The following is a 20953-nucleotide window of genomic DNA, read 5'->3' on the forward strand; positions in this document are numbered from 1 at the left end:
CGGGCTCAGCGAACCAGGGGACGTGTTCGCTCCTGGCGCGCGCGTTCCGGGCACGATTCTCCGGCTCAGCAGGGGTGCACGTGGGACAATGACGCCATGAGCAGCTCTTCGCCGTTCGGCGGCCGTCTGGCCCAAGCGTTCCCGACCCTGCCCAAGGGGGAGACGGTCGCGAGCTACGAGACCTACGCCGAGGCGCAGGCCGCCGTCGACCGGCTCGCGAAGGCCGAGTTCCCCGTGAAGGAGCTCGCGATCGTGGGCACCGACCTCACGAGCGTCGAGCGCATCACCGGCAAGCTCACCTGGGGCCGCGTCGCAGGTGGCGGCGCGCTGTCCGGGGCGTGGTTCGGGCTCTTCCTCGGGCTGCTGTTCTTCATCTTCGCGCCGAGCGGGCCGACCCTCGGCATCCTGGGCGCCGCGGTGCTCATCGGCGCCGGCTTCGGCATGGTCTTCGGGCTCGTCTCCTACTCGATCAATCGTCGGCGCCGGGACTTCACCTCGGTGATGCAGGTGCTCGCCACACGCTACGCGATCATCGCCGAGCCGCAGCACGTCGACCGCGCGCGAAACGTGCTCGGCGTGGACGCTCCGGCCGCGGCAGCGGCGCAGGCGGGCGGCTGGTCGACCGGCTGGTCGTCGCGCGAGGACGCGGCCCGGTCCAGCAGCAGCGCCGCGCCCGTCGCGGATGCCCCGACGGCACCGGATGCCCCGGCCGCCCCGGCCGAGGGCTCGGGCGAGGAAGGCCGCCCGCTGACCTACGGCGAGGCGCTCGACGCCGAGCGGCGCGCGAAGGCCCGCGAGGCCGCGGCCCGGGCTGCGGAGCAGCGTGCGGCGGCGGAACAGGCCGCGCGCGAGGCTGCGGCCGCCGAGGCATCCGCGCCCGCCGACTCCGCGGCCGAGCCGCCGAGCGGCGACGCCGAGCGCCCGCGCGACTGACCGCGAGCCCGCTCAGCCCGGGCGAGTCGCACGACGAAACGTCCGGCGCGCCGTACCAGGACGACGCGCTGCGCGAATCGTCGTGCGACTCGCAGCCTGATCGGCCGCCACGGCACCACCCATGCTCGGTCCGCGCCATCGCGAGGCGGACCGGAGCCGGGAGCCTCAGCCGCGCGCGCCCCGGACCCAGGCCTCGACCTCGGCGACCGTGCGGGGGATCGCGGCCGAGAGGTTCACTGCGCCGTCGGCGGTGACGACGATGTCGTCCTCGATGCGCACCCCGATGCCGCGGAACTCCTCGGGCACCGTCAGGTCGTCGGGCTGGAAGTACAGGCCGGGCTCGATCGTGAACACCATGCCCTCCTGCAGCTCGCCGTCGAGGTAGAGCTCGCGCCGCGCCTGCGCGCAGTCGTGCACGTCGAGGCCGAGGTGGTGGCTCGTGCCGTGCACCATGTAGCGGCGGTGGAACTGGTTCTCGGGCTGCAGCGACTCCTCGGCCGAGACGGGCAGGAAGCCCCACTCGGCGGTCTTGCGGGCGATGACGGCCATCGCGGCCGCGTGCACCTCGCGGAAGACGATGCCGGGCCGGACGATCGCGAACGCGGCGTCCGCGGCCTCGAGCACCGCCTCGTAGACCTGGCGCTGCACGGCGCTGAACTCGCCGTTCACCGGGAAGGTGCGGGTGATGTCGGCCGTGTAGTAGCTGTCCATCTCGACGCCGGCGTCGAGCAGCACGAGGTCGCCGGGGACGACGGGACCGTCGTTGCGGGTCCAGTGCAGGATCGTCGCGTGCGGGCCGGCCGCGGCGATCGACCCGTAGCCGACGTCGTTGCCCTCGAGACGGGCGCGGGTGGCGAAGACGCCCTCGATGACGCGCTCGCCGCGCACCTCGCTGGTGATGCGGGGGAGTTCCTGCAGCACCTCGGTGAAGCCGCGCTGGGTGGCGTCGACGGCCGCGCGGAGCTCGGCGAGCTCGTACTCGTCCTTCGTGAGCCGCAGCTCGCTCAGGGCGCGCGCGAAGTCGGCGTCGGGCTCGTGCTCGCCGCCGACCTCGAGGGAGAACGGGGCGTCCTGCGCGTTCTCGCTGAGGGCGCGCTCGGCGGCGAAGCGGATGCGGGCGTGGTCGATGCGCTCGGTGACCGCCGGGTCGGCTTCGCGGACGACGAGGGTGGCGGTGTCGGTGGCGTCGACGACGGCGTCGAAGCCGGCCAGGTCGGCGGCGGCGATCGCGAGCTCGGCGGCGACGTGCGCGACCGAGGGGCGGGCGCCGATCCAGAACTCGCCGATCGCCGGGTTCGCGTAGAACTCCTCGGAGTCGCGGCCGGCGCGCTCGCGGAAGTAGACGGTGGCGTCGTGCCCGCCGGCGGCGTTCGGCTCGAGCACGAGCACGGCACCGGGCTCGCTGTCGGAGCCCCAACCGGTGAGGTGCGCGAACGCCGAGTGGGCGCGGAACGGGTAGTCGGTGTCGTTCGCCCGCTGCTTCATGTCGCCCGCGGGCACCACCAGGCGCTGGCCCGGGAACTGCGCGGAGATGGCCGCGCGACGCTCGGCGGCGTACGGCGCCTGACGGCGTGCAGCGGGGAGCGCCTCGTCGCGCTCGGCCCAGCCGCTGCCGATGAAGTCCTTGAAGCCCTCGGAACCGGGGGTCGTCGAGCGGTTCGCGTTGCGTCCGCTCTGCTCGTCGCTGTGTTCGCTCGCGCCCTCGGGCGCGGTCGTCGTCGAAGTATCGCTCGTGGCCATGCCCCCATTCTCGCACCAGGAACGTGGATGGCGGCCGGGAGCGGCCCCTGCTTCAGCAGGCGGTTCCGGGAACGGGGCCGGTTCAGCCGCCGGTGCGGACGAGGGAGGCCACGACGGGGCGGTGGTCGCTGCCGGAGGCGTCGAGCGAGTCGACGACGCGGAACGACTCGACGTGCCAGTCCGACGTCGCCAGCACGTGGTCGATGGGGCTGCCGAGCAGCGCGGGCACGTCGGTCGGCCAGGTGCCGACCCCGGCGGCCCCCGCAGCGTTCGCGGCGTCCGAGCAGCGCCCGAGATCGCCTCCGTCGCTGCCGAGGCCCGCGAAGTGATCGAGGGTGGCGTTGAAGTCGCCCGCCATGATCACGTTGTCACCGGCGCACTGCTCGGCGATCCAGCCGAGGTCGCTGCGCCAGTTGCGCAGCTCCCAGCGGATCGGCGCGACCGCGTGCACGGCGACGATCCGCGGGCCGTCGCCGTCGACCGGCTCTGCGACGAGCGAGGGCACCGTGTTGGTGTTGTCGGGCGGCCCGGGCCAGTCGGGGCTGACGACCGTGTACTCGCCGAGCGCGCTCGACACGAGGAGTGTCGTGGAGCGAGCCTTGGCGATGTCGTCGAACGCCTGCCAGTGCACCCACATCGGGCTGCCGCCGTCGCGCATCGCGAGTGCGACCTCTTCGCCGAACGGCTCGGTGGTCTCGGGCAGCACGACGATGTCGGCGCCGCGCTCGAGCGCGAGCTCGGCGACGACCGCGGCATCGGGCTCTTCGCCGAGCGTGTTCCACGCCAGCACCGTGACCGCCTCGGTGGACGAGGCATCCGAGCCGCCGACCCCGCGCACTGCGAGCACCGCCGCGTTGCCGCCGGCGAACAGCAGGCTCACCGTGAGCATCGCGATCGCGAAGCGGCGCAGGCGACGGCCGAGGGCGACGAGCACGAACACGACGGCCGCGACGACACCCACGAGCACGCCGGCGCCGCGAAGGGCGACCACGTGCGCGGCGATCCACTGATCCTGCAGGCCGAGGCCCTGCGGCCAGACGAGCACGGCGCCGATGACGGCGGAGGCGAGCACGACGAGCCAGCCGAGCAGACGGAGCAGCATCCCTCCAACCTAGGCCGCCCCGCACAGCGGCGCCGGGGCATCCGCCGTGCGATCACTGGGAGTCGGCTGAGGCGAGCATGTGGAGGAGGAGGGATGCCTCGCCGCAAGCGCCCGGCGGGCGGCCGCGGCGCCCCGCGGGCTTAGCATGGAGGGATGGCCGAAGCCCCCGCCGTCGCCCTCGAAGCCGATCTGCACGTGCACTCGACGGTGTCGGACGGCACCGGCGCGCCCGCGCAGCTGCTCGTCGAGGCGGCCGCCGCCGGCCTCCAGGCCATCGCGCTGACCGACCACGACTCGACCGCGGGCTGGGCCGATGCCGCGGCCGCGGTGCCCGCGAGCGGCGTCGCGCTCATCCCCGGCATGGAGCTCTCCACGCGCGAGGGCTACCACAGCGTGCACATGCTCGGCTATCTGATCGACCCCGAGAACCCGGCCCTCGTGGCGGAGACCCGGCGCATCCGCGAGTCGCGACTGAGCCGCGCCGAGCAGATCGTGCGGCGCATCTCCCGCGACTACCCGCTCACCTGGGACGACGTGCTCGCGCACTCCGCGGAGGGCGCCACCATCGGTCGGCCGCACATCGCCGACGCCCTCGTCGCCCGAGGGCACGCGCCGGATCGCTCTGCGGCGTTCGCCGGCATCCTGCACCCCCGCTCGGGCTACGCAGAGCCGCACTACGCGCCCGACCCGATCACCGGCATCCGACTCATCCGCGAGGCCGGGGGAGTCCCGGTGCTCGCGCACCCCGGCACGCGCGGCTCCGACGCGGTGACCGCGCCCGGACGGCTCGCGCAGCTCGTCGAGGCCGGCCTCTTCGGCCTCGAGGTCGACCACCCCGAGAACGAGCCGTCCGCACTGCCGAGGCTGCGCGAGCTCGCAGCGCGGTTCGACCTCGCCATCACCGGCTCGAGCGACTACCACGGCGACGGCAAGCCGAACCGCCTCGGAGAGCAGCGCACCGCGCCGGAGGTCGTCGCCCGGCTGATCGCGGAGGGACGGGGCAGCAGCCCGGTCCTGCCCTAGGCGTCCGCGCCGGCGCGCCGACCGAGCCACCTGGAACGGCGGAACGCCGGCCGCCCGAGGGCGACCGGCGTTCCGGATGCGGGAGCGCGTCAGGCCTGCGGAGCCGCCTGGCTCGCGCCGGCCGAGCCGCTGCTCGAGCTGCCGCCGCGGCGGCGGCGACGGCGACGCGGGGCCGCGTTGCCGTCGTGGTGCTCCTTGCCCTTGCCGTCGTGGGTGCCGGCGCCGACCTCGCGCTCGGCCCCGTCGCCGGCCGTCGCCTCGGCCGAGTCGGAGCTCGCCGCGCCGCCGGCGACCGGCGCGCCGCCGCGGGTGCGACGGCGGTTGCGGCTGCGGGGCGCGCGCTCGGCGTCGCCCTCCGAGCGGCCGGCGGTCGCCGAACGGTTCGCCGGCGCTGCGGGGGCGGCGGGCTTCAGCCGGCCCTTCGTGCCGGCGGGGATGTCGAGGTCCGTGTAGAGGTGCGGGCTCGACGAGTAGGTCTCGGTCGGCTCGGGCTGCCCGAACTCGAGCGCCCGGTTGATGAGCGCCCACTTGTGCAGGTCGTCCCAGTCGACGAAGGTGACCGCGATGCCGGTCTTGCCCGCGCGGCCGGTGCGGCCGGCGCGGTGCAGGTACGTCTTGTCGTCGTCGGGGATGGTGTGGTTGATGACGTGGGTCACGTCATCGACGTCGATGCCGCGGGCGGCGACGTCGGTCGCGATCAGCACGTCCTTCTTGCCGGCCTTGAACGCGGCCATCGCGCGCTCGCGCTGGTCCTGGTTCAGATCGCCGTGCACGGCCGCCGCGTTGAAGCCGCGGTCGTTCAGCTCCTCGACGAGCTTGGCCGCCGCGCGCTTGGTGCGCGTGAAGATCACGGTCTTGCCGCGGCCCTCGGCCTGCAAGATGCGCGAGATCACCTCGTCCTTGTCGAGCGAGTGCGCCCGGTAGACGAGGTGCTTGATGTTCGCCTGCGTGAGGCCCTCGTCGGGGTCGTTCGCACGGATGTGGATCGGCTTCGACATGAACCGGCGCGCGAGGGCGACGATCGGGCCGGGCATCGTCGCCGAGAACAGCATGGTGTGCCGCACGGCCGGGACCTTCGAGAAGATCTTCTCGATGTCGGCGAGGAAGCCGAGGTCGAGCATCTTGTCGGCCTCGTCGAGCACGATCTCCTGCACCTCGCCGAGGTTCAGGAGGCGCTGGCTGGCGAGGTCGAGGAGCCGCCCGGGCGTGCCGACGACGATCTGCGCGCCCGCCTTGATCTGCTCGATCTGCCCCTCGTACGCCTTGCCGCCGTAGATCGAGACGATCTTCGTGGGCCGGTTCGAGGTGGCGAGCTCGAGGTCTTCGGTGACCTGCACCGCGAGTTCGCGGGTCGGCACGACGACGAGCGCCTTCACGCCGGGCTCGGGGTCGTCGCCGAGGCGCTGGATCAGCGGGAGGCCGAAGCCGAAGGTCTTGCCGGTGCCGGTCTTCGCCTGACCGATGATGTCCTGGCCCGAGAGGGCGAGGGGGATGGTCTGCTCCTGGATGGGGAAGGCATCGACGATGCCCTTCCCGGCGAGGGCGTCGACGATGTCCGACGCGATGCCGAGCTCGGTGAAAGTAGTCAAGAGGTTCTGCCTTGTCGTGTGCGTTCGCGGTGCGAATGTTGGGGTGCGCCCTGCATTCGTCCACAGGCGCACGGCCGCGGGTCCGATGCCCGCGAGCCCGTTAAGACTAACGGAGGCTCGCTGAAAGGCCGTGCACGCTGCCGATAAGCTGTCGCACGTGGTCTTCTGGTTGAAGCGGCGCAGGCCGCGCGCTGAGGCGCCCCGACTGCGTCCGCGGGTCGCCGCGACCGAGCTCGCCCGGGTCGACTTCACGGAGTTGGTGCCCGACCCGCTGCCGTACCTCGGCCAGGCGGCGTCGCTGCAGCTCGCCTTCTTCGAGTCGCTCGCGAAGGCGGTCGCCACCTCGCCCGATCTCGTGGCGAAGGAGGGGCTGTCGGTCGCCTCCGGCGAAGCCCTCGCGAAGCACCACGCCCTCATCGAGGAGCTGCGGCGCGCCGACGCCGAGCCCGCCGAGTACCTGGCGATGTTCCAGGCGGCGACCGATCACTTCCGGCAGCTCACGAGCGGGGCCGACTGGCACGAGCTGCTGCTCGGCATCCACCTCACCTCGGGCATGCTCGACGACTTCTTCCTGCGGCTGTCCGACGGGCTCCCGGTGGAGCTCGGCCGCCGAGTGCGCGGCATCCTCGCCGAGCGCCAGGGCGCCCCGGTGCTCGAGCACCTGCTGACGCAGGCGATCGCGAGCGAGCCGGGGCTCGCCGACCGCCTCGCGCTCTGGGGGCGCAGTCTCGTCGGCGACACCCTGCTCGTCGCCAGGAAGGCGCTCGAGGCGGCGGAGCCGGAGGCGCGCCACGGCGAGGACGTCGAGCCGGTCTTCACCGAGCTCATCGCCGAGCACACCCGTCGCATGGACGCGCTCGGCCTGACGGCCTGACCGCTGGGCGGTCCGAGCGGCGGCGCGCGACGCGCAGCGGCGGATGCCTCGGCGTCAGGCCTTGGCGCCGGCGCCCGGGCGGGCCAGCCGCTCGAACAGCTCGGCGTCGTGGCGCTCGCGGCTCGGGCCGATCAGGAGGGCGGCGAGCGCCGAGACCACGCCGGCCGCGGCGAGCGAGGCCACCCAGATCCAGCCGCCGTCCCACGGCCAGCCGAGCCAGGTGAGGCCGACCCAGACGACGGCCGCGACGGCGGTGCCGATCGCCGGGATCAGCGCGACGCCGTGCGTCGCCCGCCCGGGCAGCGAATACCGGGCCGCGAGGCCGAGGATCGCGCCGCCCAGGGCGACGAACAGGAGTTCCATGTCAGGCGACGAAGCCGACGCGACGCGACTCCTCGGAGCCGATCTCGACGTAGGCCAGCGCAGCGCCGGGGATCACGTAGACCGTGCCCTTCTCGTCGCTGAGGCGCAGCGAAGGCGACTGCCCGGAGAGGGCCGCGGTGACGGCCTGCTCGACCTCCGCCGCGGTCTGCGCGGCCTCGAAACCGAGTTCACGGGGGGAGTTCTGGATGCCGATGCGAACGTCCACTGTGCGCCTTTCTCGTCGTGCTCTCACCCTATGTCACCCGGCCTCGGCGGTGCTTCGCGTTCACTGTCGGCGGAACGGGTTAGCGTGGCCGCATGCCCCGCCCCGAAGCCCTCGTCGAGCAGCCCGCGCTCTTCACCGACGACACCTTCGCGGGGCTCGAGCTCGAGCACCTCGGCACCGAGCGGTCGGCCGCGGTGTTCGGTGCTCCCGGCTCGGGAAAGACGAGCCTCGCGATCGAACTGGTGGCCCGCCGGATCGAGGGCGGCTACGCGGCCGACGAGGTGCTCGCGCTCGCCGCGACGCGCACCACGGCGAGCCGCATGCGCGACCGCATCGCGGTCCGGCTCGGCGCGACCACCCGCGGCCCGCTGGCCCGCACCGCGAACTCCCTCGCGTTCCAGCTCGTGCGCGCCTTCACCGGCGAGCCGGTGACGCTGCTCACCGGCGCCGAGCAGGACCAGATCATCGCCGAGCTGCTCGAAGCCGCCGAGGCCGACGGCGGCGGCCCGGAGTGGCCCTTCGAGACGCGGGTGCGCGCGCTCCGCGGTTTCCGCACCGAGCTCCGCGACCTCCTGATGCGTGCGGTCGAGGAGCACGTCGACGGCTCCGCACTCATCCGCCTCGGGCGTGCGAGCGGGCGCCCCGAGTGGGTCGCCGCCGGCCGGTTCCTCGACGAGTACACCGAGGTGAAGGAGCAGCTGCGCGGCGGCCAGTTCGACTCGGCGGAGCTCGCGGCCTTCGCCGCGGCGATCGTGCAGCGCAGCATCCACGACGAGCGGGCGGCGGCGGCGCTCGGCACGCTGTCGCGACTGCGGCTCATCGTGGTCGACGACGCGCAGGAGGCGACGGCGGCCACGGCCGCGCTCCTCGCCGCCTTCGCGGCGCGCGGCACGCATGTCGTCGCACTCGGCGACCCCGATGTGGCGAGCAACGGATTCCGCGGCGGCCGCCCCGAGCTGCTCGGCACGCTCTCCGCGCTGCTCGGCGCTCCCGCCGACCGCATCGAGCTCCCGTCGGTGCACCGGGGGCGTCCGGAGCTGCGTCGGCTCGTCGCCTCGGTCACCGGGCACATCGGCGCGGCGCTCGGCGGCGGGCACCGGGCCGCGAGCGTCCCGGCCGACACGGCGCCCGCGCCCGATCCGCTCGCGCCGGTGCTCGGCATCGAGGCGGCGTCGCACGCGGGGGAGTGCCAGCAGATCGCGGCGCTGCTGCGCGAACGCCACCTGCTCGACGGGGTGCCGTGGTCGCAGATGGCGGTGGTGCTGCGCTCCGGCGCCGACGCGCCGTCGTTCGAACGCGGGCTCGCACTGGCCGACGTGCCGACCGCCGGGGCGCTCGTGCGCACCGCCCTGCGCGACGCGCCCGCGGCTGCGGCCCTGCTGCGCGCCGCCTCGCTCGTGCTCGAGCGCGAGCCGTTGACGCCCGAGCTCGCGGTCGAGCTGCTCACGGGCCCGCTCGGCCGGCTCGACCCGGTCGGGCTCCGTCGGCTGCGCCTCGCGCTCCGGCACGAGGAGCTGGCGGCAGGGGGCGACCGCACGGGCGACGAGCTGCTCGTCGACGCGCTCTCCGCGCCCGGCGGCTTCGAGACCGTCGACGCCGCTGCGGGCCGTCGCGCCGCCCGACTGGCCAGGCTGCTCGCGGCGGCGCGCACCCGGGTCGGCACCGGCTCGACGATCGAGGAGATCCTCTGGTCGCTCTGGGACCGCAGCGGCCTGGCCGAGGAGTGGGGGGCGCAGGCCGCCGGCACGGGGGTGCTGGCAGAAGAGGCGAACCGCGCGCTCGACGCGGTGGTGGCGCTGTTCTCGGCCGCGCAGCGCTTCGTCGAACGCACGCCGGGCGCCCCCGCGGTGCGCTTCGTCGACGAACAGTTCTCGAGCGAGCTGCCCGAGGACTCGCTCGCCCCGCAGCGTGCCGCCGAGTCCGTGTTCGTCGGCACCGCGCCGGCGCTCATCGGCCGTGACTTCGAGGTCGTCGTGATCGCCGGCCTCCAGGAGGGGGTGTGGCCGAACCTCCGGCCGCGCGGCACCCTGCTGCACGCGGCCCTGCTGCCCGCCGTCGCGGCGGCGGCCCGCGCGGGGGCGCCGATTCCCGCCCCGGATTCGACGGCCGACGCCCGCGCCGCGGTGCGCAGCGACGAGCTGCGCCTGTTCGCGCTCGCCGCGAGCCGGGCGACGCGGCAGCTCGTGCTGAGCTGCACGGCCAACGACGACGAGCAGCCCTCGATGCTCCTCGGCTACGCGGAGGAGCGGCTGTCGCCGCGACGACGGCCGTTGCACCTCCGCGGACTCGTCGGCGCGCTCCGCCGCGAAGCGGTCGCCGATCCGGGCGGCGAGGCGGCGCCGGCGCTCGCGCTGCTCGCCGAGGCCGGCGTGCCCGGGGCGCACCCGGAGGAGTGGTACGGCCTGCGCGCGCCGTCCAGCACGGCGCCGATCGTCGACCTCGACGCCGATCCCGAGGCTCGGGTGCCGGTGTCGCCGTCGCAGATCGACCGCGCCGAGGAGTCCCCGCTCGGCTGGTTCATCGATCGGGTCGCCTCGCCGCCCTCGGGGCTCGCCGCCTCGATCGGCACGATCGTGCACGCGGTCGTCGAGGAGGCGGGGGCGAGCGGCGAGACCGAGCTGGAGGCGCTCTGGTCCGGGGTCGAGGCGAGGCTCGAGGCGCTGCGTTTCGAGGCCGGCTGGGTGGCCGAGCGCGAACGCCGCGGCGCCAGGCGCATGGTCGAGGGCGCCGCCGACTACCTCGGCCAGTTCGCCGACGACGCGAAGGTGCTGCTCGGCGCCGAGGGCCGCTTCACGCTCGAGCTCGGCCGGGTGCGCCTCAGCGGCACGATCGACCGCGTCGAGGCCTCGCCCGACGGCACGACCGTGATCGTCGACCTGAAGACGGGGCGCACGCCGCCGACCGCCGCCGAGACCGCGGCCCACCCGCAGCTCGCCGCCTACCAGCTCGCGGCCCGCCACGAGCAGGTGCCGAACCTCGGCAGGCTGGGCGGGGCGAAGCTCGTCTACCTCGCCCGCCCGCTGCGCGGCGCCGCCTACACCGAGCGCGCGCAGCAGCCCTTCGACGACGCCGACGAGCAGGCCTTCCGCGAGCGGCTCGACGCGGTCGCCGCCATCATGAGCGGCGCGAGCTTCGAGTCGCCCGTCGAGATCGGGCCGCGATCGCGCTTCGGCGCCTGGCACTACCGGGTGCACCTCGTTCCGGCGGTGTCCGCATGATCGCCGCCGCAGAGATCGCGACCCGGCTCGGCCTGCACCCGCCGACCGAGGAGCAGCGCGCGGTCATCGAGGCCGATCCGCGAGGCCGCTCGCTCGTCGTCGCCGGTGCCGGCAGCGGCAAGACCGAGACCATGGCGAACCGGGTCGTGTGGCTCCTCGCGAACGGCCACGTGCAGGTGCCGGAGGTCCTCGGGCTCACCTTCACCCGCAAGGCCGCGGGGGAGCTCGCCGAGCGCATCCGCGCGCGCATCGGACAGCTCGTGGCCGAGGGCATCGCCGAACTCGAGCTCGACCCCCTCGAGGCGGCGACGGTGTCGACGTACAACGCCTTCGCGAGCGCCATCTACCGCGAGCACGCCCTGCTGATCGGTCGTGAGCCCGACGCCGCGGTGCTGGGCGAGGCATCCGCCTGGCAGCTGGCCCGCTCGATCGTCGCGGCCGCCGCCGACCCTCGGCTCGTCGAGCTCGACGCCTCCCTCGACAAGGTGACCGGCGCCGTGCTCGGGCTGAGCCGAGCGCTCGGCGAGAACGTCGCCGACGCGCGCGATGTGCGGGCGATGGCGCGCGAGTTCCTCGGCATGGCCGACCTGCCGATCGGGGCGCCGCGCAAGCGCACCCCGTACGACTCCTTCGTGGCCGCGCTCGGTGCGGTGGACGCGCTGCCGCCGCTGCTCGAGCTCGCCGAGGCGTACGCCGAGGCGAAGCGGGCCCGCGGCTACGTCGAGTTCTCCGACCAGGTCTCGCTCGCCCTCGAGATCTGCACGGCGCACCCCGAGGTGGCAGTCGCCCACCGCGAGCGGTTCCGCACCGTGCTGCTCGACGAGTATCAAGACACGAGCGTCGTGCAGACCCGGCTGCTCGCCGCGCTGTTCCGCGGGCACTCGGTGATGGCGGTCGGCGACCCGGACCAGTCGATCTACGGCTGGCGCGGCGCGAGCGCCGCGAACCTGGCCCGCTTCGGCGGCGACTTCGCGGCCGAACGAGCCGAGGCACGCGCCGACGAGCGCGTCGAGCTGCGGCACGACGCGAGCGTCGACGGCCCCCGGCGCACGGGTGCGGGCGACGCCGTCGTCTACGATCTCTCCACGAGCTGGCGCAATCCGCGCATCGTGCTCGACGCCGCGAACGCGATCATCGAGCCGCTCGACGGCGGCATCGACAAGGCCCCGCTCGCGGCCTCGCCGTTCGCCGGCGACGGCGTGCTCGACTGCGCCTGGGCCGAGACCATCGACGAAGAGGCCGAGCACATCGCCCGGTGGTTCGCCGAGCGCCTCGGGCACGCCGAGCCCGGTGACGCAGGCGCGTCATCGGGCGCCGCCCGCCAGCACCGAAGCGCCGCGGCAGCCGCCGCGCGCACGGGCGCCCTGCTCTGCCGCACCTTCGCGAACGTCGACGTGTTCACCGCCGCGCTGCGACGGCACGGGGTCCCCGTGCACGTCCTCGGCGTGGCCGGGCTCCTCGACCAGCCCGTCATCGCCGACCTCGTCAGCACCCTGCGCGTGCTGCACGACCCGACCGCCGGGGCTGAGCTCATCCGCGTGCTGGGCGGCGCCCGCTGGGCGATCGGCCCCGCCGACCTCTCCGCGCTCGCCGGCCTCGCGCGCTGGCTCGTCGACCGCGACCAGGCGATGCGGCGGCTCGACGACGGCGTGCGCGCGGGCCTGCGGGCCTCGATCGCGGCAGAGGAGTCCCCGTCGATCGTCGATGCGCTCGACTTTCTGCTGTCCGCGCCCGACGACCACCGTGCGCTCGTCGCGTTCACGGCCGAGGGGCTCGCCCGCATGCGTCGCGCCGGCGCGCAGCTCCAGTCCCTGCGCCGGCGCGCGGGGCTCGGTCTCGTCGACTTCGTCAGCCTCGTGCAGCACGAGCTGCTCCTCGACATCGAAGTGGCCGCGAACGCCGAGCAGCCGCTCGGTGCGCCGAGCCTCGAAGCCTTCGACGAACTGCTCGCCGGCTTCGTCGACGTCGCGGAGCACCCGAACCTCGGGGCCTTCCTCGGCTGGCTCACCGAGGCCGAGCAGCGCGATCGGCTCGCCCCGCGCCAGGACGAGCCGGAGCCGGGCGCCGTGCAGGTGCTGTCCATCCACGGGTCGAAGGGCCTCGAGTGGGACGTCGTCGCGATCCCGCGGCTCGTGACCGACGAGCTGCCGGGCAAGCCGCGCTCCGCGAAGGGCTGGCTCGCGTTCGGCGAGCTGCCGAACGAGTTCCGTGGCGACCGCGACGAGTTGCCCGAACTGATGTGGCGCGGCGTGCAGAGCCAGCTCGAGTTCGACGAGGCCGTGGCCGGCTTCGCCGAGGAGAACCGGCACCGCCACGCCGAGGAGGAGCGCCGGCTCGCCTACGTCGGGCTCACCCGCACGCGCGACGAGCTGCTGCTCACCGGCTCGTGGTGGGCCTCGCAGAAGCAGCCGCGGCAGCCGAGCGTGTTCCTCCGCGAGCTCGTCGCGCACGGGCTCCTGCCCGCCTCGGCGCTGCCAGACCGCCCCGAGTCCGACGAGAACCCCCGCGCGGTCGGCGAGGAACGGGTGAGCTGGCCCCTCGACCCGCTCGGTCGGCGTCGACTCGGGGTCGTGCGCGCCGCCGACGCCGTGCGGGCCGCCGCTGAGGGGCCGAGCGGCGCGGGCATCGGTCAGCGTCTCGGCGACCAGCTCCGGCTCCTGCTCGAGGAGCGGCGGCGTCGGATGGCCGGTCACGCGGCGCCCGAGATCCCGGCTCGCGTGCCGGCGTCGCGTTTCAAGGACTACGTCGACGACGCGGCCGCCGTCGCCGAGCAGCTGCGCCGGCCGATGCCGCAGCGGCCGTACCGCGCCACCCGGCTCGGCACGCTGTTCCACCGTTGGGTCGAGCATCGCTCGACCGGCGAGCTCGAGGCGAACGCCCTCGACTGGGCCGAGGGCGGCGCCAGTGACGAGCTGTTCGCCTGGTCGGAGTCCGAGCTCGGGGTGGAGTCCGAGCTCGGAGCGGAGTCCGGTATCGAATCGCGGTCCAGTGTCGAGTCGGGCTCCGGCGTCGCCCCGGCGCCTGCGTCCCCCGGCTCCGCCCTCATCGACGGCTCGGCCGCGCGGTTCGCCAAACTGCAGGCCACCTTCGAGGCGTCCGAGTGGGGCCAGCTGCGCCCGAGTGCGGTCGAGCTCGAACTGCATCTGCCGCTCGATGAGCACGTCTTCGTCTGCAAGCTCGACGCCGTCTACGAGATCGACCCCGCGAGCGAGCTCGGCCGGCAGGGCCTTCGGCATCAGGTCGTCGACTGGAAGACCGGTCGAGCGCCGCAGGGCGAGCGCGAGCTCGAACTCCGGCAGACGCAGCTCGCGCTCTACCGGCTCGCCTACGCGAACTGGGCCGGGGTGCCGCCGGAGCAGATCGACGCCGTCTTCTACTACGTCGAGGACGACCGCCAGATCCGGCCCGAACGGCTCTACGACGAAGCGGAGTTGCGGCGCGCCTGGTCGTCCGCGCTGCGCTCGGCGGAGTCGGCGAACGACGACTCGTCGCCGTCCGCAGCGTCGGCCGCCGTGCTGCCGCGCTGAGCCGGCTCGACTGCCGCCCCGGCATCGGGATCCCCGTCCGCGTCCGGGTCCGCATCCGCATCCGCATCGGGGTTCGCGGCCGAGGCCGGCGCAGCGTCGCCCCAATCGCTGAGGTCGAGCGGGATGGGCGCCGTCATCGAGGAATCCGTCTCCGCATCCGCCGCGCGGCGGCGGAGCGCCGAGAAGTCGTAGCTGTCCGTCAGCATCGCACCCGCGGGGTCGCGCTGCGCGTCGAGCTGCGGGGTGCGGTCGAGCATGCGCTCGACGTCGCCGACGGTCAGGATCGGACCCGTCTCCGGGGAGAGCGGCTCGCTCGAGCGGTCGTGCACGCTTTCGACGAGCGCATCGAGCATGCCGACGGCATCGGCGATGGTCGCCTCGTCGCGCTGCTCGACGCCGTGCAGGAGCCAGCGGGCGAGCTCGAGTTCCCCGTACAGCAGGGCGCGCTGCGGGATGTGGGGGTCCGCGCCGCCCTCCCGGGCGAGCAGGTAGGTCTCGAGCGCCCGCTCGGCGGAGCCGCCGCGAGCGGTGAGCAGCCAGTGCAGGTCGACGGCCGGGTCGCCCTGGCCGAGCTCCGACCAGCCCACGATGCCGGTGACGGTGTCCTCGAGCGAGAGGAAGGAGTCCGCGCTGAGCTGCCCGTTCACGACCGTCGGCTGGAAGCGCCAGAGCGACTCGTCGTCGGTCGCCTCCTCCCAGCGGCGGAGCAGCGCCGCCGGCAGGTGGCCCGTGTCGGTCGCGCGCCCCACGAGCGACACGACCTCGTCGCGGACCTCGCCGGGCGTGCGGCGGGTCAGGCCGGCCTCGCCGATGAAGCCGGTGGGCAGATTGTGCACGGCGGCGATGGCGAGGCCCACGGACTCGGCGATCGCGTCGGTGCCGGTGAGCTCGTCGGCCGTGCGGCCGAGCCCGGGCACGAAGGTGGTCACGACCCCGCGGGTGCCGTCGACCGGGGCCTGGCCGACGTACTCGGCCAACTCGAACGGCAGCATCGCGCGCACCCCTTCGGTGAGCGCATGCAGGGCGAGGAGGTCGGCCGACTGCTCGGTCTCGGCGCTCTGGTCGCGCGGCACGCGGATGAGCAGCTCGCGGTCGTCGCTCGTGCGGAGCCGGACGGCATCGTACGAACCGCCGGAATTGCGGGTGTGCACCCGGACCGCGCGGACCTCGAGGCCGGGGACCGCCGCCGTCGCCAACGCGGCTAGAGTGAGTGGGGGTCTGGCCATGGCACACAGCTTAAGCAGCCGACGCCTGTGACCGGGCGACCGCCACACCTTGCCGACGAGTCCGCGAGCGCCATGCGAAAGGTGGTCATGCCCCAACCGAGCCTTCCGCCCCTCGCCCGTGCGGCGATCGATCGCGACGCCGCGGCGAGAGCCGATCCTGAGCGCGAGGCGCGGTTCGACGCGGATGCCTCGGCGCTCGTGCTGCCCGTCCACGATCGGCGGCTGCTGCTCGCCGAGCAGCGCGACGGCTCGGCACCCGGGCTCGGCCTCGTGGCTCCGACCGGGCTGCCCGCGGCGTCGCTCCGCTGCTACCTCGGCCGCATCGCGCTCGACGGCGGCCGCACGGCGCCCGTCGAGCTCCGCGTCTACGACGAGGCGGCCGCCGCCGCGATCGAGGCGGAGGAGGCGCGCTGGGCACAGCTGCGCCGCGCCGCCGCCCTCCTCGACGACCGGGGACAGGCCCTGGCGGTCGAGGCGATCGCGCTCGCCTCCTGGCACGAGGCGCACCCGTTCTGCCCGCGGTGCGGCAGCCCCACCGAGGTGACCGACGCCGGCTGGGTGCGGCGCTGCCTCGCCGAGGAGCGGCAGCTCTTCCCGCGCACCGACCCCGCCGTGATCGTGCTCGTCACCGACGACGACGACCGGGTGCTGCTCGGCTCCAACGCGCTGTGGGAGCAGCGCCGGTTCTCGCTGCTCGCCGGCTTCGTCGAGCCGGGCGAGCCGCTCGAGCACGCGGTCGTCCGCGAGATCGCGGAGGAGGCGGGCATCCCGGTCGATCGTGTCGAGTACGTCGCGTCCCAGCCGTGGCCGCTGCCCGCGAGCCTCATGCTCGGGTTCCGGGCCAGGCTCGCCGTCGGCGCCGACCCGGCGATCGCACGGCCCGACGGCGAGGAGATCCTCGAGCTCCGCTGGTTCTCCCGGGAGGACATCGCCTCGGCGGGCGAGGAACTCTTCCTGCCGACCGGCACGTCCATCGCCGGGTGGCTGCTGGAGCACTGGTACGGCGGACCGCTTCCCACGGATGTGCCGTGGCCGAGCTCGTGAGCGCCGAGGACGAGCTGCTCGACGCGCTCGACGAGGAGCAGCGCGTCGTCGCCGAGGCGCTGATCGGCCCGGTCTGCGTGCTCGCGGGCGCCGGCACCGGCAAGACCCGGGCGATCACCCACCGCATCGCCTACGGCGTCGCCTCGGGGGCCTACGACCCCGCCCGCGTGATGGCGCTGACGTTCACCTCGCGCGCCGCCGCCGAGATCCGCGGCCGGCTGCACGCGCTCGGCGCCGGCCGGGTGCAGGTGCGCACCTTCCACGCCGCGGCGCTCGCGCAGCTCAACCACTTCTGGCCGCTCGTTGCGGGCGGCGGCCCGGCACCCCGCGTGCTCGAGTACAAGGGCCGCCTGCTCGGGCACGCCGCCGAACGGCTCAAGGTCCGGGTGGATACCGCGACGCTCCGCGACGTCGCGGCCGAGATCGAGTGGCGGAAGGTCTCGGGACTCGGGATGCCGGCCTACGAGGCGCGCCTGGCGAGTCGCGGTCCGGCCGGGGCGCTGAGCGCCGAGCAGCAGCTCGCGCTCATGCAGGAGTACGAGCGGGTGAAGGACGAGCGGCGCTCGATGGACTTCGAGGACGTGCTGCTCGCCACCGCCGGCATGATCGAGTCGGAACCGTCCGTCGCGATGCACGTGCGCGAGAGCTATCGGCACTTCGTGGTCGACGAGTATCAGGACGTCTCGCCGGCCCAGCAGCGGCTGCTCGAACTCTGGCTCGGCGACCGCAAGGAGCTCTGCGTCGTCGGCGACGCGAGCCAGACCATCTACTCCTTCGCCGGGGCGAGCTCGGAGTTCCTGCTGGGCTTCGAGCGACGGTACGACGACGCCACGGTCGTGCGGCTCGAACGGAACTACCGCTCGACGGAGCCGATCGTGGGCGCCGCGAACCGCCTGATGCGCGGACGCTCGGGAGCGCTGCGGCTCGAGGCCGCGGCCGATGGGGCTCGGTCGAACGGCCCCGCAGCCGAGCCGCAGCTCTTCGAGTTCGCCGACGATCTCGCCGAGGCGCGTGACGTCGCGAGCCGCGTGCGAGCCTCCATCGACGCCGGCGCCCCGGCCGCGGAGATCGCCGTGCTGCTGCGGGTGAACTCCCAATCGGCGATGTACGAGCACGCGCTCGACGAGGTCGGCGTGCCGTATCGGGTGCGCGGCGCCCAGCGTTTCTTCGATCAGCCCGACGTGCTGAAGGCGGTGCACGCGCTGCGCGCGCAGGCGCTCGTGCCGAGCGACGAGCCCCTCTTCAAGTCGGTGAGCGACGTGCTGCGCTCGCTCGGCTGGTCGGCGCACGCGCCGGAAGGCCCTGGCGCCGTGCGCGCGCGCTGGGAGGCGCTGAACGCCCTCGCCGGTCTCGTCGACGAGCAGCCGCCGGGCACGACGCTGCGTCAGTTCGCCGACGAGCTCCGCGCGCGGGCGGAGTCGCACCACGAGCCGGCGGTCCAGGCCGTGACCCTTGCGACCCTGCACTCCGCGAAGGGCCTCGAGTGGGACGAGGTGCATCTCGTCGGGCTGAGCGAGGGCCTGCTGCCGATCGCCTACGCGAAGGGGCTCGAGGCGATCGACGAGGAACGGCGGCTGCTGTACGTCGGCCTCACCCGAGCCCGTCGGCGACTCGCCCTGAGCTGGGCTCGTCGCGGCCAGGCAGGGCGGGGCGAGCGGGAGCCGTCGCGGTTCCTCCGGGAGCTCGACACCCGCACTCCGGGTGCACCGGGTGGCGCGAGTTCCGCGGCGGAGCCCCCGAGACGGGCACGCTGAGCGACGCGGCCGAGACCGCTGCACGGTCGAGGTAGCCGTCGAGGGTCGCGGCGGCGTGCGCAGCGGCGACCCCCAGTGCGCCGGCGGGCAACGGCGCAGTCGGATGCCTCGCGAGCTGCGCGGCGATCGCCGGCCAGGCCGGGTCGAGGTCGCGGCGGTGCAGTTCCACGCAGCGCAGGCAGGCACCGGTGCCCGGGACGACGAGCGGGCCGACGATGAGCGCGTCGCCCTCGTGCACCAGCGGCAGGTGCGGGACGTCGCGGCGGAGCCAGCGCAGGTGCGCGGCCGGCGGGACGACCCACGCGGCGGCGAGCACGACGGCGGCCGGGCGTTCCGGTCCGTGGGCCGCCAGCACAGGTCGCAGGCCGATCGCGCCCAGGGCGACGGCGACGGCACGGGCGAGCCGCGGCTCGGCGTCGTCGATGGCGACGACCGGAGGATCGGCGGTGCCCGCGGCCCCGGCTGCCGGGGTGCCCGGTGCGGTCTCGAGCAGCGCGGGGGAGAGCAGCTCGAGCAGGGCGTCGAGCCGTGCGGCCGGAATGCCGAGCGTCGAGACGATCGCGTGCAGGGCGTCGCGCCCGGCCCCGCGCCGGAGCAGGGCGAGCACGGAGCTCTCGAGCTCGCCGGGATCGCGCAGCACCAGCACCGGACGGCTCGCGCCGAGTTGCAGCTCGTTCGGCGAGCGCCAGACGAGCGGCAGCGCCGGGTCGAGTCGGAGGGTCATGCCGAGAGCCTGGCGCACGCGCGTCCAGCGCGGCCCCGGCCATCCACAGGCCGCGGTCCGGTCGGCGTCCCGCAGACGTGCGACGCCGACCGTTCCGGCTCAGGCCTTCGGCGGCTCCTCGCCGTCCTCGCCGGGACCGGCGGGGGTCTCACCGCGGAGCAGCTGCTCGAGCGCCTCGTCGAACTCCGCGTCCTCGGCGTCGATCGGCGTCGCTCCCGTCAGCCGGGCGACGAGCACCGCCGGGTCGTCGAGATCGGCGGCCGTCGGCAGCAGATCGGGGTGCGACCACATCGCGTCGCGCTGCTCGACGCCGACGGCATCGGTCACCGCACGCCACATCGCCGCCGCCTCGCGCAGCCGTCGCGGCCGCAGCTCGAGGCCGACGAGCGTCGCGAGCGCCGACTCCGCCGGGCCGCCGGACGCCCGCCGCCGGCGGATCGTCTCGGCGATCGCCACCGACTTCGGCAACCGGGCGGTCGCCTCGGCCGTGACGACGTCGACCCAGCCCTCGACGAGAGCGAGCATCGTCTCGATGCGGGCGAGCGCGGCCTGTTGCGCCTCGCTCTTCGGACGGATGAGGGCGCCGCTCACGACCGCGTCGCGCAGCGCCTCGGTGTTGGACGGGTCGAAGCTCTCGGCCAGCTCCTCGAGCCGCCCGGTATCGATGTCGATGCCGCGGGCGAAGGAGGTGATCGCCGTGATGAAGTGCAGGCGCAGCCACTTCGCGTGTCGGAACAGCCGAGCATGCGCGAGCTCCCGCACCGCCAGGTAGAGCTCGACTTCGCCCGAGTCGACGTCGAGGCCGTCGCCGAATGCGGCCACGTTCTGCGGCAGCACCGCGGCGCGGCCGTCCTCGATGATCGGGATGCCGATGTCGCCGCCCGAGACCACCTCGGCCGAGAGCTGCCCCACGACCTGCCCCAGCTGCATGGCGAAGAGCGCGCCGCCGATGCTGCGCATCATGCGGCTGGCGCCCTGCACCATCTGCCGCATCTCTTCGGGGGCCTGCTCGCTCATGACCCGCGTCAGCGCGTCGGAGATGGAGAGCGCGACGGGCTCCGCGAGCTGCGTCCACACCGGCATGGTCGCCGCCACCCAGGCGCGCCGGGTCAGCAGCTCGGGCGGAGCGGGCAAGGCGGTCACATCCACGGTCTCGTCGAGCCAGAGCGCGGCGACCTGGAAGGCCTGGTCGAAGCGGCCGCGCTCGGCGTCGTCGAGCTGCCGCTGGCCGTTCGCCGCGTGCTGCTCGCCCTGCTTGAGCGCCACCGACCAGTCGATGCCGTCGTCGGCGTGGTTCATCGCCTGCTGCAGCTGCGAGAAGAGCGCGGCGATGCTCGCGGGGTCGTTGGGCAGGCCGGCGGCGCCGGCCAGCTTGGACGGGTCGATGCCGCCGGAGCCGGAGAGCAGCTCGCGGAGCATCTCGCGGAACTCCTCTTCGGGGTTCTGCTCGCTCGGGTCTTCGCCTCGATCGGCCACGTGCGCCACCTCCAGTCGCGTCGGGTTCAACGCTAACGCGGGCGCACGGTGACGTGACTGGGAAATGGCCTAGGCTGGGCGTTCCGGGTGTCCGCCCTTCGCGAACAGCGCCCGAGCTGCGCCAACGCAGACCC

Annotated in this window: 14 protein-coding genes; 7 read left to right on the forward strand and 7 right to left on the reverse strand. The window is 74.4% G+C overall.

From position 1 onward, the window contains the following. The first annotated feature begins 96 nt into the window (after positions 1-96). Entirely contained in the window at positions 97-933 is an 837-nt protein-coding gene (locus MTP13_RS11500; protein WP_243567894.1) for a YflT domain-containing protein, read from the forward strand. Positions 934-1098: 165 nt separating this feature from the next. On the opposite strand, the gene MTP13_RS11505 is transcribed toward MTP13_RS11500, so the two are convergent. Continuing rightward, positions 1099-2673, reverse strand: a complete 1575-nt coding sequence (locus MTP13_RS11505; protein WP_243567895.1) for an aminopeptidase P family protein — start codon at positions 2671-2673, stop codon at positions 1099-1101. An 82-nt stretch (positions 2674-2755) separates the two neighbouring features. Continuing rightward, on the reverse strand, positions 2756-3775 hold the full coding sequence (locus tag MTP13_RS11510; protein WP_341680390.1) for an endonuclease/exonuclease/phosphatase family protein: 1020 nt from the start codon (positions 3773-3775) through the stop codon (positions 2756-2758). A 153-nt stretch (positions 3776-3928) separates the two neighbouring features. Between MTP13_RS11510 and MTP13_RS11515 the strand changes: the two genes are divergently transcribed. After that, positions 3929-4798: a PHP domain-containing protein gene (locus MTP13_RS11515; protein WP_243567896.1), complete on the forward strand. Its 870-nt coding sequence runs from the start codon at positions 3929-3931 to the stop codon at positions 4796-4798. Positions 4799-4887: 89 nt separating this feature from the next. On the opposite strand, the gene MTP13_RS11520 is transcribed toward MTP13_RS11515, so the two are convergent. After that, positions 4888-6387, reverse strand: coding sequence for a DEAD/DEAH box helicase (locus MTP13_RS11520; RefSeq protein WP_243567897.1), 1500 nt, complete (start codon positions 6385-6387; stop codon positions 4888-4890). A 157-nt stretch (positions 6388-6544) separates the two neighbouring features. On the opposite strand from MTP13_RS11520, the gene MTP13_RS11525 reads away from it, so the two are divergent. After that, positions 6545-7261, forward strand: a complete 717-nt coding sequence (locus MTP13_RS11525) for a ferritin-like fold-containing protein (protein WP_243567898.1) — start codon at positions 6545-6547, stop codon at positions 7259-7261. A 54-nt stretch (positions 7262-7315) separates the two neighbouring features. On the opposite strand, the gene MTP13_RS11530 is transcribed toward MTP13_RS11525, so the two are convergent. Both MTP13_RS11530 and MTP13_RS11535 read right to left on the reverse strand, forming a co-directional pair. Further along, positions 7316-7624 (reverse strand): hypothetical protein, encoded by a 309-nt coding sequence (locus tag MTP13_RS11530; protein ID WP_243567899.1) that lies wholly within the window; start codon positions 7622-7624, stop codon positions 7316-7318. Between the two features lies 1 nt (position 7625). Next, positions 7626-7850: a DUF3107 domain-containing protein gene (locus MTP13_RS11535; RefSeq protein WP_189084589.1), complete on the reverse strand. Its 225-nt coding sequence runs from the start codon at positions 7848-7850 to the stop codon at positions 7626-7628. 92 nt (positions 7851-7942) lie between these two features. On the opposite strand from MTP13_RS11535, the gene MTP13_RS11540 reads away from it, so the two are divergent. Both MTP13_RS11540 and MTP13_RS11545 read left to right on the forward strand, forming a co-directional pair. Continuing rightward, positions 7943-11068, forward strand: a complete 3126-nt coding sequence (locus MTP13_RS11540; protein WP_243567900.1) for a UrvD/REP family ATP-dependent DNA helicase — start codon at positions 7943-7945, stop codon at positions 11066-11068. Then, positions 11065-14595, forward strand: coding sequence for an ATP-dependent DNA helicase (locus MTP13_RS11545; RefSeq protein WP_243567901.1), 3531 nt, complete (start codon positions 11065-11067; stop codon positions 14593-14595). The genes MTP13_RS11540 and MTP13_RS11545 overlap by 4 nt, the downstream gene beginning before the upstream one ends. Here MTP13_RS11545 and MTP13_RS11550 read toward each other — a convergent pair. Further along, on the reverse strand, positions 14484-15791 hold the full coding sequence (locus MTP13_RS11550) for a phosphotransferase (protein WP_243567902.1): 1308 nt from the start codon (positions 15789-15791) through the stop codon (positions 14484-14486). The two genes, MTP13_RS11545 and MTP13_RS11550, sit on opposite strands and share 112 nt — an antisense overlap. A 117-nt stretch (positions 15792-15908) precedes the next feature. Between MTP13_RS11550 and nudC the strand changes: the two genes are divergently transcribed. Both nudC and MTP13_RS11560 read left to right on the forward strand, forming a co-directional pair. Further along, the gene (gene nudC / locus MTP13_RS11555) at positions 15909-16865 is read left to right on the forward strand and encodes an NAD(+) diphosphatase (RefSeq protein WP_243567903.1); all 957 of its coding nucleotides are present in this window, start codon (positions 15909-15911) and stop codon (positions 16863-16865) included. Then, entirely contained in the window at positions 16850-18619 is a 1770-nt protein-coding gene (locus MTP13_RS11560) for an ATP-dependent helicase (protein ID WP_243567904.1), read from the forward strand. The genes nudC and MTP13_RS11560 overlap by 16 nt, the downstream gene beginning before the upstream one ends. Positions 18620-19442: 823 nt before the next feature. Here the strand turns inward: MTP13_RS11560 and MTP13_RS11565 are convergent. Next, complete coding sequence (locus MTP13_RS11565; protein ID WP_243570814.1) at positions 19443-20762, reverse strand: zinc-dependent metalloprotease; 1320 nt, start codon at positions 20760-20762, stop codon at positions 19443-19445. Positions 20763-20953: the final 191 nt, after the last annotated feature.

Source organism: Agromyces soli, from assembly GCF_022811605.1.
Lineage (GTDB): Bacteria > Actinomycetota > Actinomycetes > Actinomycetales > Microbacteriaceae > Agromyces > Agromyces soli.

Excerpts from the sequence above, each read along its gene's own strand:
- MTP13_RS11500 (WP_243567894.1), top strand. The coding sequence starts at position 97 with ATGAGCAGCTCTTCGCCGTTCGGCGGCCGTCTGGCCCAAGCGTTCCCG.
- MTP13_RS11505 (WP_243567895.1), bottom strand. The coding sequence starts at position 2,673 with ATGGCCACGAGCGATACTTCGACGACGACCGCGCCCGAGGGCGCGAGC.
- MTP13_RS11510 (WP_341680390.1), bottom strand. The coding sequence starts at position 3,775 with ATGCTGCTCCGTCTGCTCGGCTGGCTCGTCGTGCTCGCCTCCGCCGTC.
- MTP13_RS11515 (WP_243567896.1), top strand. The coding sequence starts at position 3,929 with ATGGCCGAAGCCCCCGCCGTCGCCCTCGAAGCCGATCTGCACGTGCAC.
- MTP13_RS11530 (WP_243567899.1), bottom strand. The coding sequence starts at position 7,624 with ATGGAACTCCTGTTCGTCGCCCTGGGCGGCGCGATCCTCGGCCTCGCG.
- MTP13_RS11540 (WP_243567900.1), top strand. The coding sequence starts at position 7,943 with ATGCCCCGCCCCGAAGCCCTCGTCGAGCAGCCCGCGCTCTTCACCGAC.
- MTP13_RS11545 (WP_243567901.1), top strand. The coding sequence starts at position 11,065 with ATGATCGCCGCCGCAGAGATCGCGACCCGGCTCGGCCTGCACCCGCCG.
- nudC (WP_243567903.1), top strand. The coding sequence starts at position 15,909 with ATGCCCCAACCGAGCCTTCCGCCCCTCGCCCGTGCGGCGATCGATCGC.
- MTP13_RS11565 (WP_243570814.1), bottom strand. The coding sequence starts at position 20,762 with ATGCTCCGCGAGCTGCTCTCCGGCTCCGGCGGCATCGACCCGTCCAAG.